A 15,177-nucleotide genomic window follows, 5' to 3' on the forward strand; every position below is an offset into this window, starting at 1 on the left:
CTAGAAATAAATTCTATCTGCATAGGAAGTATTTGCTATTTATTTAAGTAAATAGCCACGTGACTGCAAATAAGACAGCATATGTGGCCGCGCTTCTTTTGTGAGCATTCCGGAAATCTGCTCACTCCAGCTCATCTCTTTATTACCGCCGGTACGCGAACGATAATACTCACGAATTATATTATCGTAATCGGCCATGAGTGTTGAATCTTGAACGTTTATATAAGAATCTTTTTTCAATACAACAGCTAAAGGCAGTCGAGGTTTGACTTCAGGTGCTTGATCGGGATAGCCAATACACATTCCAAAAACCGGGTATACCAGGTCAGGAAGGTCTAGTAGATCGCTTACATCCGCAATTTTATTGCGGATTCCACCGATATATACCACACCTAAGCCCAGGGATTCTGCGGCAATGGCTACGTTTTGTGCAAACAGGCCGCAATCCAGTGTTGCTGTTGTGAACTGTTCGGTGAAGCCGCTCATCATTTCTTCATCGTGCATCTCGCAGGCGAGTTTGTGGCGCTGCATATCGGCGCAGAAAACCAGAAAAACAGGCGCTTGTTCTACATATTTCTGGTTACCAGCGCACTCAGCGAGTTTTGATCTTTTGGATTTATCTTCAATCTGAATCACTGTGCAGGCTTGGATAAAACTGGAAGTCGCGGCTGACTGTCCGGAGGATACCAGCGTATTAATGATTTCCTGGCTGACGGGCTGCTCTGTAAAGGCACGAATGGAGCGATGGCTATTAAGTAAGTCGATAGTAGGGTTCATATATAGTCTCTGTCTCGTTATGGGTAAACATAGCGAAAGGTTAGATTGATTCGTTCTTCCTGAACACGTCTGGAAGAGGGAACAGTGTGTTGCCAATAGTGTTGTGTTTGTCCTGCCATTAATAATAGCGTCCCTTGACCCAGGTTCAGTTCGATTTTAGGCCGCTGTTTATCCCATCGATGCCTCAGTATAAATCGTCTTTCAGTGCCAAAGCTGAGTGATGCTATGACGGGGTTAGTACCGAGTTCAGGTTCATCGTCGCTGTGCCACCCCATTTTATCCTGGCCGTTACGATAACGGTTGATCAGCACGCTATTAAAAAGATGCTGGCAATGCTGCTCAATTCGCGTTTTAAGTGACAGTACAAGAGGATGCCAGAGCTTTGTCTCTAAAACCAGATTTGAATACTGGTAACGTATGCCTGGTTCACCCTGAAAGCTCTGGAGTCGTGGTATCTGATGCGTTTTTCCATATACCTGAATGGAATCTTGTCGCCAGTGAATTTCAGCACTGAGTTGGCTTTGTATTGCTAAGCTTTCGCTTGCACAAAGAAATTCCGGGTAGAGTATCAATTCGGTTTGCGGCGCGGTGATGGTCTGGGATTGCGTTTTAGATTGAATGCCAGGTTGAGTGCTCAGTTGAAATTGATTGTCAGTCATTTAACAACACCAGCGTTGCATCGGCGAGTGCCTGAGCAATATCAATCCTATTACTGGTGTGCGGAATGCATTGAGTTGTAATGATATCAGCGACCTGTGTCAGTTGTTCAAATGCATCGTCAGCAAAGATACCGTGAACGCCTATACACACAGGTCGTTTCATTCCTGCCCGAGTCAGATGTTGGATAGTTTTCAGCAGGGTATGGCCACTAGAAATAATGTCATCAATCAGAACCGGTGTGGCTTCTTTATACTGTGTTAGTTCGGGTGCTGATACATCAACCTCTCTATCGCCCTGTCGGATTTTTTGTAATATTTGAAAAGGCGCATGTGCAAAACGTGCCACTTCTGAAACCCACTGTTCACTTTCTATATCCGGGCCGATCAAAAGCGGTACAGATACATGTTGTTTAATCCATTGCGCGATCAATGGCGCGGCGGAGACGACGGTGGATTTTAATGTGTATATTTCATCAAGAGAGTGGTATCGGTGCAGGTGTGGATCCATCGTAACTAATAGATCCAGAGCGGATGACATAATGTTGGCAAAAGGGCGTGAACTAACGCATTCACCCTGATGAAACCGCTTATCCTGCCGCATATAAGGTAAATAAGGTGTGATTAATCCAACACGGTTAGCGCCCATCTCCTTGAGCGTGGAAACCAAAAAAAGTAAGCGTAATATTTTATCATCGGGCTTATAGAGGTTGCAGAAAATCATCACGTCCTGATAAGCGCATTCAGTGTGGACCCGCAGGTAAGATTCGCCGTCTGGGAACGTGCGCTGTTCAAGCTCGCCTCTTTTCGCTTTCAATGCATCGGCGAGCCCGTTAAAAAGGGAAGGATCAGAATCAAGATTAAATAGAATAAGTGGCATGATTATTTTTCCTGTTCCTGTTCCTGTTCCTGTTCCTGTTCTATAAGGATTACCTGTCGATGGTCCTCAAGATAGTCAACAGCGTAATTTAACTCACCTGCATTCGCCGCATGGATGGTCATCATGATCTGATTTTCTTCGACATGCTGGCCCAGCTTTACGAAAAACTCAACGCCCGCTTCAGGGTCTGCCGGTGCACCTGCCAGTTTGGCAATCTGTGCTAGTTGGCGATTATCAATGGCGGTGACTATGCCAGCTATATGGCAAACCAGACTATAGCGATAGGCTGCCACAGGTGGTTTGTGAAGGCCTCCCTGAGCGAAGCAGATGGCCTGGAATTTCTCCCACGCGAGTCCGCTTTCTAAAATGCTCAATGCTTTGGCTTGACCTGCGCCGGGCTTTTCTTCTCCAATCATTTCCAACATGGCTCCTGCCACCATGCAGGCTCGGTCTTTTAAATCTTTAGGGGCTCCCGGGCTGTTTTGTAAAACAGCGAGAATGTCATACGCTTCAAGTGCCGGGCCGATGCCTCTTCCTACGGGTTGAGAACCGTCAGTAAGAAGAATTTCAATATTAAGGCCTAGTTTTTTGGCAACGCTGCGAAAGCTTGCGGCAAGTTTCTCGGCGGCTTCAGGTGTGCGTATTTTAGCGGTGCTGCCAACAGGAATGTCGATTAATACATGCGTGGCGCCTGCCGCTATTTTTTTCGATAGTACGGATGCAATTAACTGACCCTCGCTATCAATATCGAGGGCCCGTTCTACCTGAATAAGCAAATCATCTGCAGGGCTTAAACGCATGGCGCCTCCCCATGCAAGACAGGCTCCTTGCTGTTTTACAACCTCTCGCATCTCTTTCTGAGTCAAACTTACATTCGTCAGAGTTTCCATTGTATCTGCAGTGCCTGCGGGAGAGGTGATGGCACGTGACGATGTTTTTGGCATCGTCAGGCCACAAGCGGCAAGAATGGGAACAACAATAGGTGTCGTTCTATTGCCGGGTAAACCGCCGACACAGTGCTTGTCGATAACAATAGGGAGATGCCAGTTGATCGTGCTTCCGGCTTTAATCATGGCATGGGTGAGTGCTGTTATTTCATTATCGTTGAGATGATCATCACCGCACGCGGTCACAAAGGCTGCCACATGCACATCAGCATAGCGGCCATCAACAATATCGTTGATGATGCTTTGAAAGGCCATTTCATCGAGCTCGTGACCATAGACTTTTGCGCGAACATAGGAAAGAGATTGTACGGGCTTCGGATGAGACAGCCACAGCGGATCACTATCGTGCAGCTGTAAGCGTTGCCAGGCCGATTCGGAAAAACCAATTTGACCTCTTTCAAGTAAGTCGCCGGTAACGATGTTAAGCGTGGCAATGGCGTGATGCTGATCCGAGGAAACGAGCACCCGGGACATGGCAGAAAAGCCTTCTGAGCGACAAACGGGGCAGTCAGCTCTCAGGTAAATTATTAACTCCTGATGGGTATCAATTCCCAGCCGAAGTGCTTTTAAGGGTGTCATGCGTTCGGGGGTGAAATGCATAAACAGGAAACTCCTTGGCCCATGTTCACTTTTTATAATAGCGGTAAATACACGAAATAACAGGACATCGGTGTTCATTATGGAGCTTTGAATCCAGATACAACTAAGAATGGATGCCGGAATAGGTTTGAAGCTGTTAGTATGATCAATCGAATTTAATTTTTACTGGAATGTGGAAGTAATGGAACGTCGATATCGGTTAATTTTGGCCTGCCCGGACAGAGTGGGTATTGTGGCAATGGTAAGTAATTTTATCTCTAGCCATGGCGGTTCAATTACCGATGCCAATCAGCACTCGGATCCTTCAATTGGCTGGTTTTTTATGCGAGTCGAAATCGGCGCGGTGATGCTGCCCTTCGAGTTAGATGCCCTGAAAAAGGCGTTTTCACCGATAGCTCAGTCGTTTGAAATGCAGTGGCGTATAACGGACTCAAGCAAACCGAAACGTGTTGTGTTGATGGCTAGCCGGGAGTCTCATTGTCTGGCTGATCTGTTATATCGTTTTCATTCAAAAGAACTCAGTTGTGAGATTCCTTGTGTCATTTCGAATCATGATGATCTGAGAAAAATGGTTGAATGGCATGATATTCCTTATCATCACGTTCCTGTGGATAAAGACAATAAGCAGCCGCATTTTGATAAGGTAACTTCCCTGATTAAGGAGTATCAGGCCGATGTCATTGTGTTGGCGCGTTACATGCAAATTCTGCCTTACGAATTATGCGATCAATATCCGCAGCAAGTGATTAATATACACCACAGTTTTTTGCCCTCGTTTGCCGGTGCAAAACCTTATCATCAAGCACATGATCGTGGTGTTAAGCTGATTGGGGCAACCTGTCACTATGTTACTCAGGATCTTGATGAAGGTCCGATCATTGATCAGGATGTCATTCGTATCAGCCATCGTGACCAACCGGAAGATATGGTACGACTCGGTCGTGATGTAGAAAAAAATGTATTGGCACGGGGGTTACGTTGTCACCTTGAGGATCGCGTACTGGTGCATGGAAATAAAACCGTAGTATTTAACTGAGATCAATACGGGTTAGATGTCTGCTGGTCTATTATATAAATACGAAGAGTATGTGTGGTATGGATTATTTTGATATCAGATAGAGGGATGTAGCATGTTAAAGTCTGTTAAAGTTCAGGATTATATGACCACAGGTCTGGTGACCTTTCATCCTGAAACCGATCTGTTTGAAGCGATTAATAGCTTATTGAAATTTAAAATTTCAGGCGCGCCGGTAACCAATCATCAAGGGGAATTGGTGGGGCTTTTGTCGGAAGTGGATTGTCTTAAGGCTATTCTGACACAGACCTATCATGAAGAAGAGATGGGGGGGTGTGTTGGTGATTGTATGACGGCTGAGGTTGAAACAATCAACTATGATGCAAATATTATTGCTGTCGCCAAGATTTTTATCGACAAAGGACGTCGGCGTTTACCTGTCATCCAGGACGGTAAGCTGGTAGGGCAGATCAGCAGGAGTGATGTCTTGCGGGCAGTAGAAGAGTTCGCACAGCACAGTTAATGTAGAGCAGGAACGCCGAATAAGGGGTTGCTGCTCAGCACCAACCCCTTATTCGGTATTTAAATGTCTATTACGATTCCAGAAAAACCATTACTTATTTATCCTTCTTTGGCGCGTAAGTTAGGCGTTGAAGCAGCGTTATTGCTCTCTATTTGTCATGAACAACTCAGTATTGTTGGTATTCCTGATTCATCGGGTACACGTGAAGCGGCATTGTCTGCGCAGCAATGGCTACGCGTGACTGATTTTTGGACGCGTGAAAAAGTCGCTGAACTGATGTTGATTTTATCTCAGCATCCTTGTATCCAGGTGGTTGCGCATCCTAGTGGAGCGGTAAGAATAACTGATGCTGCGTCGGTGTCCGTATCGTCAAATGGAGATCAACCCCACACTCACACTCACACTCATACGCATACCAATACGCATACTAAAACTCATACTGAAATTAAGGGTTCTGATGTTTTTCAATCCGCAGCACCCGTCCGGCCAGAAGTTGGGCCGGAGGTCGTGCATGAAGAACAAAAAACATCATGTTTGCCCGTGTTGGAAACACCTCCCATGTCTCCTCGCCGGCCTCTTCCTTCTCGCAATACTATGCGTGATCGGGGGCCTGCTCCCGCATTTGGTGGTAGTATTGGCTGGAAACGCGAGAAAGATGAACTGCAGCAGTTGTTTGATCGTCATGAAGAGCGTAACCAACAGCTACATATGATGCATATAGGATGGACGCCATCCAAAATGTTTTTCTCTATCTTGCCGAGGCACCAGATTCCTCGTGGGTTCGTTGAGACGTGTTTAGACGAATTTATTCTTTATTACATTGATAAAGAACGTAAAGAGAGTAACTGGGATCAGAAATTTCTGGCGTGGGTTAAGCGCGAATGGGTGCAGAAGCAAACACGCGATGCCCGTGAGCAGCGTAATGAACAACAACGACATACTCCTTCAGGTTCAGGTATAAATGATGAAAACACCCGCCGAGATACTAAAGAAAAACGAAAACGGGTTACAGCAGCCATCATGGATATCAAAGACACCGACTGGTAATCCAGAACAAAATAAAGAGCTAAGAACACAAAAGCAGGGCGTCGATACCATCGGTATCGAAACTAAGGCGATGGTAAACATGATCTTCGCCCGTTTTATGGCCATTTATGGCCATAAGTTCAAGAGTAGCTTTGAAACGCAGGATGAAATCCGCATTGCCAAGCGTGAATGGGCGCTGAGTCTGGCCTCGTTTACTGAAATGCAGCTAGTCTCTGCGGTTGATCGCTGTAAAGAAACGCTCGCCTGGATGCCGACTATTTCTGAATTCTTAAAGATTCTGGAAACGATTGGCGCTGGGGATGGTATACCGGGTGTACGCCAAGCCTATATGGAAGCGTGTCGTTATGCCGATCATCCTACCCAGCATGCATGGAGCCATCCGGTGGTTTATCACGCCGGCCGCGAAGCCAGTTGGTTTCGCTTACGTTCGGAGGAGGAGCGTGCGGTTTATCCGGTGTTTTCTTATCATTATGAGATGGTCGTGCGGCGCTTTCGTCAGGGCGAATTATTGGACCAGCCACATCCTCAGGCGATTACGGATAACCGCGATGCAACCTTATATCAGTTTATCCAGCGCTGGAGTCAGTCTCAGTCTGTATCTGAAGAGCAGGCCGCCTCATTGCTTTATTATTTAACCAAGCCGGAAGGTTCACGTACTCGCGCAACCTATAAAAAGAAAGCTGAGCAAAAAGTACGTGAAGCCGGATTGGATATTCAGCTACCTGATAATATTGATTCATCGGTTTAGCTTTTAGTACGACTTTAAGCACTGCCTCTTAGCTTTATTTTTTAATGCCGTTCTCAAATGAAGCACCAAACATCTGCCCAATCGCATGGGTTAAAGCATCGCTTCGTTCAGGGTTTCTGAACGCTTGTAAAATAAGCACGCGCATCACTGGAATAAACATCAGATCGGCCAGAATACGGGAGAAGCCTGTTTGCCCTGCTTCAGATACCGCTAACTTCTCAAGATAAAGACTCAGTAGCTCAGGATACTGTAGTGACTGATTGCAGCGTGTGGCAATGGCCGTCAGTACTTCGGCTTTATCGGCGTAATCAGAAAGAAGTGTCTGTTGAATAAGTTCTTTTTTGAACGTTTCATTATGGATGTTAGAAAGCCCACGTAGCAAGACTGCTATCAGATTCGTACTGTTAGCTTGTGTCAGGCTTTGTGCTAAGCGTTGCTGTAAGGCTTGGGCGATACGGTGGTCTGGTTGTACATGTTCCAGGCAGGTGCATAGCGCACTGAGTGGTTCTGCGGGTAACTGGGGAATCGCATTGAGTAAATAAGCGCTGTTGTTATCTGAATCAAGTCGTGCCACCAGATCAGCAATTCCCTGATAGCCGAGGGTAGCCCAGTTTTCCCAGCCCAGATCGCCGCTGAAATAGGCCTTCGCACCCGTATAAAATTGACTGGGTGGCTGGGCGATAATGGTGGCAGATTTCGCATGAAACATCGCCATTTTTTCCTGATCTGGTGTAAAGGAAAAAGGATTGTCTTTGAGTGCGTCGTTGCTTTGCTCGAGCTGCTCTTTTTGTAGCATCTGGCTAATGTTTTGCATCAAACGGTTAAGAAAGTCATCGCGTACCGCTTGTATCAGAAAACCCTGTTCATCCAGTGGAAACTTTAAAAACCACACCACATTCTGCTGCTTATCTTTGGTATTCCATAGCATCAGAGCCATCCAGGCATGATGTAGATAAGGATGTGGGTAGGGGATCATGCCCTGTTCTAATTTTTCAAATTGGTCGGTACTTACTTTTGATATACGACGTCCCATATCAAAGATGCGAAATTGTGCTCCGCTTTCACGTAGAAGATCGCTGATGCTATTGAACTGGGACATGTGAGCCTCGTTACCGATGGTTGAAAAAGCGCTATCTTACCAGTTACAGGCAAAAGGATCAGCTGCCTAATAGTGTCGCTTCCAGAAGATCCTGTTGGTCGGCAGGCATCTGGATAATCAGCGTGTCATTCGGTTCCAGTACCGTATCAGAGGGAGGTGTTTGCAGTGATCGATTCTGGCGTCGGATGGCCTGGATGCTGGAGGCATAGTGATCTAATTCCAGCGCCTTAATTGTTTTGCCACAGGCGGCACTGTCTGCCGACAGAAAAATCGGGTGAAGAATGGTGGTGGGTATGCCTTCGTCATCGATCTTTTTTGAACTCGTGCCGTGGTAGTAGCCGCGTAACATTGTGTAGCGCTCGGCGCGTACCTGACGGATTCGCTTGCGTATCTCCCAGGCAGGAATTTTCAGCATGGTGAGTACATGAGAAACCAGCATTAAGCTCCCTTCCAGTTTTTCAGGTATAACTTCTGTTGCCCCGGCTTGCTGAAGTACTTCCAGCAAGCTGTCGTCCCGGGTGCGCACTAATATAGGGACGCGCGAAAGGTGATGGCGCAGGCTGTTCAGCGTTTTAATGGCTTCTTCTTCATCCGGGAAGGTGATGATAATTAGTTTTGCTCTTTCGGCACCAATTGATTTCATCAAGTCATGGCGTTTAGCATCACCGTAGTAAATGCATTCGCCGGCCGCCGCAGATTCCTGCACACGTAAAGGGTCTGAATCCATAATCACATAGGGTATTTTCAGGGGTTTTAAAAAACGGGTAATGATCTGCCCGACACGACCGTATCCGCAGATTACAACGTGGTTATTCAATTCGCTGGTTTCTAATTGAAGAGTGTGTGTAGACGTAAATGGATGGTATGTCGGCACCGGTTGATCGGCGCTTAAATAAGGGGATAGCTTGCGTCCTAGCGTGATGAGTAATGGTGTGCAGATCATGCTGAAAATAATGGTGGATGTTATCACCGCGTTAAGTTGCGAGCTAACGAGTTGATAGCTCATGGCCAGCGTGAGTAAGGCAAAACCAAATTCTCCTCCCTGAGATAAACACATACCTGCACGAAAAGCGTTTTTAAGATCTTTGTGCAGAATAAAGGCTAAGCCTGTCGTGGTTAGTGTTTTCAGTGTGAGTAGGCTGATAGTAATCAGGATGACCCAGTACCAGTTATCCTGTAATGCCATGAGATTGAGTTGCATGCCTACTGACACAAAAAATAACCCCAGAAGAAGGTCGCGAAAAGGACGAATGTCTGCTTCCAACTGATGCTTATAACGACTTTCGCCCAGCATCATACCTGCCAGAAAACCCCCGAGAGCCATCGAAAGTCCGGCGGTATGCGTTAACCAGGCAGCCGTCAATGCTGCCACTAAAGCGGTCATGACAAACAGTTCATCGGAGTGAGCTTTGGCGACTTCGTGAAATAAGGTAGGTAGCAGTGTTCTACCCAATAAGAGCAGAATCAGCAGCAGTGTGGCCCCTTCCAATAGCATAACAATAATCGCTTCACCATCAATGTCTTGTTGACCGCTCAGGGAAGGCACAATAATTAAAAAGAAAACAGCCGCCAGATCCTGGAAGAGTAAAATGCCAATAGATATTTGACCATGCCCGGTATTTAATTCACTGGCCTGAATAAGCTCGCGTGTCACGATAGCCGTTGATGAAAGAGCCAGTGCTCCTGAAATAACAATCGCCGTCGCTAACGGAATACCCAGGCTAATGGCAATAAATAAAATAAGTAAACTGGTGCTGAGTACCTGTAAAAATCCGAGACCGAAGACTGTTTTACGCATGGTAATCATGCGGGGTAGAGAGAATTCCAGTCCCAGCATAAATAATAAAAATACCACGCCGAGTTCACTCAATAAATGAATAGTATCGGAGTACTCCACAAGGTTTAGCGAAAAGGGGCCAACAATAATACCCACTGATAAATAGGCCAGTATGGGCGGGAGATGCAAGTAGCGTAAGCAGGTAATGGCGATAACCGCACTCAACAGAATGATCAGAAACTGTTCAAAAAAACTTTGATCCATCATAAATGACCTCGCAGACAAGTCATGACTTATCATTTTCAGTGGTAATAGTGTATATCGATCAGGGAAAAAAATAACAGGGGAACTATCTGCTTTATTGATGTGGGTCGATACGGACCAATATAAAAAAGCTAAACTGAAATAAGTATTTGTTATACGGACAGTAAAAGGAATTGAGGGTAGGTATGGTTGCACTTTTTCGTTCAATGCTGGGTAGTTTTAGAGATCTATTGCCGATTATTCTGGTGATCACATTTTTTCAGCTGGTGGTACTGCAGCAACCCATTCCTGATTTCTTTGGGCTATTGGTAGGCTTGCTGTGTGTGATGCTGGGACTGACCTTTTTTATTTTCGGGCTGGAAATGGGGCTGTTTCCCATCGGCGAAACAATGGCCTATGCCTTTGCCCGAAAGGGTAGTTTGTCTTGGTTGTTGGTTTTTGCTTTTGCGTTGGGGTTCGGTACCACTATTGCTGAGCCAGCATTAATCGCGGTAGCCGCAGAAGCGGCAACGGTCGCAGCGGAAGGCGGGATGATTGTAAATGATGAGACGGCGCGTGCAAGTTACGCTTCTGGTCTACGCTTAACTGTCGCTTTTGCTGTGGGCTTGGCGATAGTACTTGGTGTATTAAGAATTCTTAAAGGCTGGTCGATCCAGTGGATGATTATTGGTGGTTATCTGCTGGTGGTGATTATGACTATGCTGGCCCCTCAGGAAATTATTGGCATTGCTTACGATTCTGGCGGCGTAACCACGTCTACGATTACCGTGCCTCTGGTGACGGCGTTAGGCGTGGGGTTGGCTTCCGCCATTGAAGGACGTAACCCTATGATTGATGGTTTCGGTTTAATCGCCTTTGCCTCGTTAACGCCCATTATCTTTGTGATGGCTTATGGCATGGTGATTTGATGTCTGATTTTTTTATTGAGCTGTGGGATGTTTTTTTTTCAACCATTAGAGATGTACTGCCTATCGCCGCGATTCTTTTTGGTTTTCAATTTCTGGTGATTCGGCGACGCGTCCCGAACCTGAAAAAGGTTATTATTGGTTTTGTCTATGTATTGGTAGGTTTGTCTTTATTTTTACTAGGGCTCGAAAAAGCGCTGTTTCCTATCGGTCGTTTGATGGCTGAGCAACTGACGAATCCAGAATTTATCCGCGAGTGGAGCGCTTCGGCGGGTGCTGTCCTGCACTGGAGCGATTATTATTGGGTATATATCTTCGCCTTTGCCATTGGTGCCAGTACGACGATTGCGGAGCCTTCTCTGATTGCTGTTGCTATTAAAGCGAATGAAGTATCGGGCGGGGCCATTGGCGTTTGGGGCTTACGTTTAGCTGTGGCCTTAGGTGTGGCGGTAGGTATTTCTTTGGGCTCCTGGCGTATTGTCACCGGTTATCCCATACATTGGTTCATTATTGGCGGTTATATAGTCGTTGTTATTCAGACATTATTTGCTCCCAGGTTAATCATTCCTTTGGCCTATGATTCCGGTGGTGTGACTACCTCTACAGTGACCGTGCCACTAGTGGCTGCACTGGGGCTCGGGTTGGCAGAAACAGTGCCCGGACGTAGTGCGCTGATTGATGGTTTTGGTCTGATTGCTTTCGCCAGTTTGTTTCCCATTATCAGTGTGATGGGTTATGCGCAAATGATCGAATGGATAGAAAAACGTGCTAAAAAAGCAAGCCTGCCAAATAAGTAAGACTGTTAGCAAGGAGATGGACAGATGCATTTCAAACTTTTGTTGGTGTTTGTAGAAGACAGTAAGACTGATGTCGTTATGAAAGCAGCACGTGAAGCGGGTGCGACAGGAGCGACTATTATTAATAACGCCAGAGGAGAGGGAGTGGTTAAAACCAAAACTTTCTTTGGTTTGTCGCTGGAGACTCAGCGTGATGTGTTGTTATTTATTGTAGAAGAGCATTTAAGTCGTAAAATTTTGGAAACGATCGCTAACGTAGCCGGTTTTGATGAAGCTCCGGGGCGTGGAATAGGGATTCAGCTGGATGTGGAAGATGCGGTAGGTGTTGCACACCAAATTGCTGCATTAACTGATGCCGTAGAGGAGGAGTTATGAGCAGCGAACGTAAAATTGTCCGTGTCCAGGACGTGATGACACAGGATTACGCTATGGTTGATGGTCTGACAACGATTCGGGAAACGTTGGAGATTTTTAAAGCACGTAAGGCATCAGTACTCATTATCAACAAGCGTCATGATAATGATGAATATGGAATATTGTTGATGTCAGATATTGCTAAAACGGTCGTCGCACAAAACCGTGCCCCTGAACGGGTAAATGTGTATGAGGTAATGGCAAAGCCGGTTGTGGCGGTTGATCCTCAAATGGATGTAAAGTATTGCGCCCGATTATTTGAGAACTTTGGGTTATCTACTGCGCCTGTGATTCAAGACGGTGCTATTTTAGGCGTTGTTAGTTATAACGATATTGTTCTTGAGGGGTTGCTTGTTTAATTATTCGGGTTGCATATGATGAGTTTTTAGTCGCATTCAGCGGACAGGTAATGTCCGCTGTCTGTTAATCTATTAATGTGTGATACGTAAACACGTATCAAGTCTGAGAATCAGGCTGATGAGTGGTTTTGTATTTGCATCAACGCGTTTAAATGCTTCCTCGGCCATCACAGACATATCGCTATTGCCCGGCAATGTTGTTTTTGATTGTGCCATCTGTTCCAGTCTGGGTAGCATAATCCACTGCGCCCATTCGCAGAAGGTCAGCGTATCCACACAAAAAGGTTCTTTACTACTCAATGCTGCATCGGACGGCGGTGTTTGTTGCCATAGTGCCTTATCCGCCATCTCTTCTGAGATGGCGCTAAGAATGCTTAATAGTTCGCTATGTTGATCTGTCATGTGTGATTTCTCGCCGCTTTCATCGTATCAGTAATGAGGAAGGCAAGTTCCAACGCTTGTTCACCATTAAGGCGAGGATCACAGAACGTATCATACTGATGTGCTAATCCTTCTTCAGTAATCTGGAAGGCACCACCGATGCACTCGGTCACATTATTACCTGTCATCTCCAGATGTACACCGCCAGCATGCGTACCTTCTGCACTATGCACCGCGAAGAAGCCTTGTATTTCGGCCAGAATGGCATCCACACTACGGGTCTTGTAACCGCTTGATGCCGTCATAGTATTGCCATGCATAGGGTCAGAACTCCACACCACATGGCGTCCTTCTTTTTTAACGGCGCGAATCAAAGGCGGGAGCTTTTCAGTAATCTGGTGGGCACCCATACGGGCAATCAATGTCAGTCGTCCGGGCTCGTTCGCTGGATTGAGAATATCTATTAACCTGATCAGCTCATCGGGTACGGTGGAGGGTCCGACTTTAATACCGATGGGGTTTTTAACACCGCGCAGGAATTCAACATGTGCATGATCAGCCTGGCGTGTTCTATCTCCAATCCACAGCATGTGAGCAGAGCAGTCATACCAGTCCTGTGTCAGGCTATCCTGACGCGTTAACGCTTCTTCATAACCTAACAGCAAGGCTTCATGTGATGTATATATCGACGTCTCTTTAATTTGAGGTGTGTTTTCAGCATGAATACCACAAGATTCCATAAAGGAGAGTGTCTGATCAATCTGATCCGCCATATGTTGGTACTTTTCACCTAAAGGACTGCTCTCGACAAAACCGAGATTCCAGCGATGCACCTGGTTGAGGTCAGCAAAGCCACCTTGTGCAAAAGCGCGCAGTAAATTGAGTGTCGACGTTGACTGATGATAGGCTTTAAGCAGTCTTTCAGGATCAGGTATACGTGCTTCTGGTGTAAAAGCATTATCATTGATAATGTCGCCACGGTAAGTGGGGAGTGTTACTCCGTCTTTTGTTTCGACATCAGATGAGCGTGGTTTGGCAAATTGTCCTGCCATTCGGCCCACTTTGATAACCGGGACACTGCCGGCAAATGTCATAACAACCGACATTTGCAACAATACTTTGAACGTGTCGCGGATTTTATTGGCATTGAACTCTGAAAATGTCTCTGCGCAATCCCCGCCTTGCAGTAAGAAGGCTTTGCCTTCCGCCACCTGGCCGAGTTTTTTATGTAAAGAACGAATTTCGCCCGCAAATACCAGAGGAGGGAAGGCTGCCAGCTGTTGTTCTACCACACGCACCTGTTCGGGATCAGGGTACGTTGGTTGTTGTACAATAGGTTTATTTCTCCAGCTGTTTGGGGTCCAGATAGTCATGGTGATCCGTCTATGTTGTCATTATTAAAAGAGCATCACAGTTTAAGGAATCATCACTAATAAACAAGTGTTGAGGTCATGAAATCAGATTAAGCTTAGTAGTTAATCGAAATCTTGAAAATTCAGATGCCTCAGATCAGTGATATCAGTACTGCGATAGCGTAAATAATTGAATACTTTAGCGCATTAGCGTTCATATAAAAGGAAGATGGCAACATGTCCAGAGAAGATTACGATAACGGACTAAAAGTACGTACCGAGGTAATGGGAGAAACGTTTGTTCAGCGTGCAATTGATAACACGACTGATTTGACTCAGCCTGTCCAGGATTGGATCAATGAGCACGCATGGGGCAGCACATGGCAGCGGGAAGGCCTGCCTCGCAGCACTCGTTCGTTGGTTACCATTGCTATGCTGGCTGCTTTAAAAGCACCTGCCGAATTAAAAGGGCATGTTCGTGGCGCCTTGAACAACGGTTGTACACCCGAAGAGATACAGGAAGTGCTGCTGCATTCTATCGTTTACTGTGGCGCGCCCGCCGCTCAAGAGGCATTCAGGGCGGCGAAAGAGGTATTAGAAGAGTACGAACTCAATAAAAATAATATTGAAAAATGA

General features: G+C 46.1%; 17 protein-coding genes. 9 read left to right on the top strand and 8 right to left on the bottom strand.

Going from position 1 to position 15,177, the window contains the following annotated elements; all coding sequences use genetic code 11:
• Nucleotides 1–39: 39 nt before the first annotated feature.
• From nfsA to Nant_RS02840, 4 genes are read right to left on the bottom strand one after another with little or no spacing between them, the layout of a single operon-like run.
• Complete coding sequence (gene nfsA / locus Nant_RS02825) at nt 40–777, bottom strand: oxygen-insensitive NADPH nitroreductase (protein WP_054340134.1); 738 nt, start codon at nt 775–777, stop codon at nt 40–42.
• Nucleotides 778–794: 17 nt separating this feature from the next.
• A complete protein-coding gene (locus Nant_RS02830; protein WP_076496024.1) occupies nt 795–1,436 on the bottom strand; it encodes an alpha-ketoglutarate-dependent dioxygenase AlkB family protein in 642 nt (213 codons plus the stop codon).
• Nucleotides 1,429–2,313, bottom strand: a complete 885-nt coding sequence (locus tag Nant_RS02835; protein ID WP_054340135.1) for a ribose-phosphate pyrophosphokinase — start codon at nt 2,311–2,313, stop codon at nt 1,429–1,431. The genes Nant_RS02830 and Nant_RS02835 overlap by 8 nt, the downstream gene beginning before the upstream one ends.
• 2 nt (nt 2,314–2,315) lie before the next feature.
• Nucleotides 2,316–3,860 (bottom strand): thymidine phosphorylase family protein, encoded by a 1,545-nt coding sequence (locus tag Nant_RS02840; RefSeq protein WP_082400035.1) that lies wholly within the window; start codon nt 3,858–3,860, stop codon nt 2,316–2,318.
• Between the two features lie 181 nt (nt 3,861–4,041).
• Between Nant_RS02840 and purU the strand changes: the two genes are divergently transcribed.
• From purU to Nant_RS02860, 4 genes are all read left to right on the top strand, one after another.
• Entirely contained in the window at nt 4,042–4,896 is an 855-nt protein-coding gene (purU, locus tag Nant_RS02845) for a formyltetrahydrofolate deformylase (RefSeq protein ID WP_054340136.1), read from the top strand.
• A gap of 94 nt (nt 4,897–4,990) precedes the next feature.
• Nucleotides 4,991–5,398, top strand: coding sequence for a CBS domain-containing protein (locus tag Nant_RS02850; protein ID WP_054340137.1), 408 nt, complete (start codon nt 4,991–4,993; stop codon nt 5,396–5,398).
• A gap of 63 nt (nt 5,399–5,461) precedes the next feature.
• On the top strand, nt 5,462–6,445 hold the full coding sequence (locus tag Nant_RS02855; protein WP_054340138.1) for a DnaT-like ssDNA-binding domain-containing protein: 984 nt from the start codon (nt 5,462–5,464) through the stop codon (nt 6,443–6,445).
• Entirely contained in the window at nt 6,360–7,193 is an 834-nt protein-coding gene (locus Nant_RS02860; protein WP_238377055.1) for a replication protein P, read from the top strand. Before Nant_RS02855 ends, Nant_RS02860 begins: the two co-directional genes overlap by 86 nt.
• 34 nt (nt 7,194–7,227) lie before the next feature.
• On the opposite strand, the gene Nant_RS02865 is transcribed toward Nant_RS02860, so the two are convergent.
• Entirely contained in the window at nt 7,228–8,292 is a 1,065-nt protein-coding gene (locus Nant_RS02865) for a DUF3549 family protein (RefSeq protein WP_054340140.1), read from the bottom strand.
• A 58-nt stretch (nt 8,293–8,350) separates the two neighbouring features.
• On the bottom strand, nt 8,351–10,336 hold the full coding sequence (locus tag Nant_RS02870) for a monovalent cation:proton antiporter family protein (protein ID WP_238377056.1): 1,986 nt from the start codon (nt 10,334–10,336) through the stop codon (nt 8,351–8,353).
• 182 nt (nt 10,337–10,518) lie between these two features.
• On the opposite strand from Nant_RS02870, the gene Nant_RS02875 reads away from it, so the two are divergent.
• From Nant_RS02875 to Nant_RS02890, 4 genes are read left to right on the top strand one after another with little or no spacing between them, the layout of a single operon-like run.
• The gene (locus tag Nant_RS02875) at nt 10,519–11,241 is read left to right on the top strand and encodes a DUF1538 domain-containing protein (RefSeq protein WP_054340142.1); all 723 of its coding nucleotides are present in this window, start codon (nt 10,519–10,521) and stop codon (nt 11,239–11,241) included.
• Nucleotides 11,241–12,035 carry a DUF1538 domain-containing protein gene (locus tag Nant_RS02880; protein ID WP_054340143.1) on the top strand — a complete coding sequence of 265 codons (795 nt, stop codon included), beginning with the start codon at nt 11,241–11,243 and terminating at the stop codon, nt 12,033–12,035. Before Nant_RS02875 ends, Nant_RS02880 begins: the two co-directional genes overlap by 1 nt.
• Nucleotides 12,036–12,059: 24 nt before the next feature.
• A complete protein-coding gene (locus tag Nant_RS02885; protein ID WP_054340144.1) occupies nt 12,060–12,410 on the top strand; it encodes a P-II family nitrogen regulator in 351 nt (116 codons plus the stop codon).
• Nucleotides 12,407–12,808, top strand: a complete 402-nt coding sequence (locus tag Nant_RS02890) for a CBS domain-containing protein (RefSeq protein ID WP_054340145.1) — start codon at nt 12,407–12,409, stop codon at nt 12,806–12,808. Before Nant_RS02885 ends, Nant_RS02890 begins: the two co-directional genes overlap by 4 nt.
• 72 nt (nt 12,809–12,880) lie before the next feature.
• Here the strand turns inward: Nant_RS02890 and Nant_RS02895 are convergent, their stop codons facing one another.
• Both Nant_RS02895 and Nant_RS02900 read right to left on the bottom strand, forming a co-directional pair.
• A complete protein-coding gene (locus tag Nant_RS02895; protein ID WP_054340146.1) occupies nt 12,881–13,210 on the bottom strand; it encodes a YqcC family protein in 330 nt (109 codons plus the stop codon).
• Nucleotides 13,207–14,562 carry a class II 3-deoxy-7-phosphoheptulonate synthase gene (locus Nant_RS02900; RefSeq protein WP_054340147.1) on the bottom strand — a complete coding sequence of 452 codons (1,356 nt, stop codon included), beginning with the start codon at nt 14,560–14,562 and terminating at the stop codon, nt 13,207–13,209. The genes Nant_RS02895 and Nant_RS02900 overlap by 4 nt, the downstream gene beginning before the upstream one ends.
• Before the next feature lie 216 nt (nt 14,563–14,778).
• Between Nant_RS02900 and Nant_RS02905 the strand changes: the two genes are divergently transcribed.
• Nucleotides 14,779–15,177, top strand: coding sequence for a carboxymuconolactone decarboxylase family protein (locus Nant_RS02905; RefSeq protein ID WP_054340148.1), 399 nt, complete (start codon nt 14,779–14,781; stop codon nt 15,175–15,177).

Origin of the sequence: Neptunomonas antarctica, from assembly GCF_001305295.1 — a bacterium.
Taxonomy (GTDB): Bacteria; Pseudomonadota; Gammaproteobacteria; order Pseudomonadales; family Balneatricaceae; genus Neptunomonas; species Neptunomonas antarctica.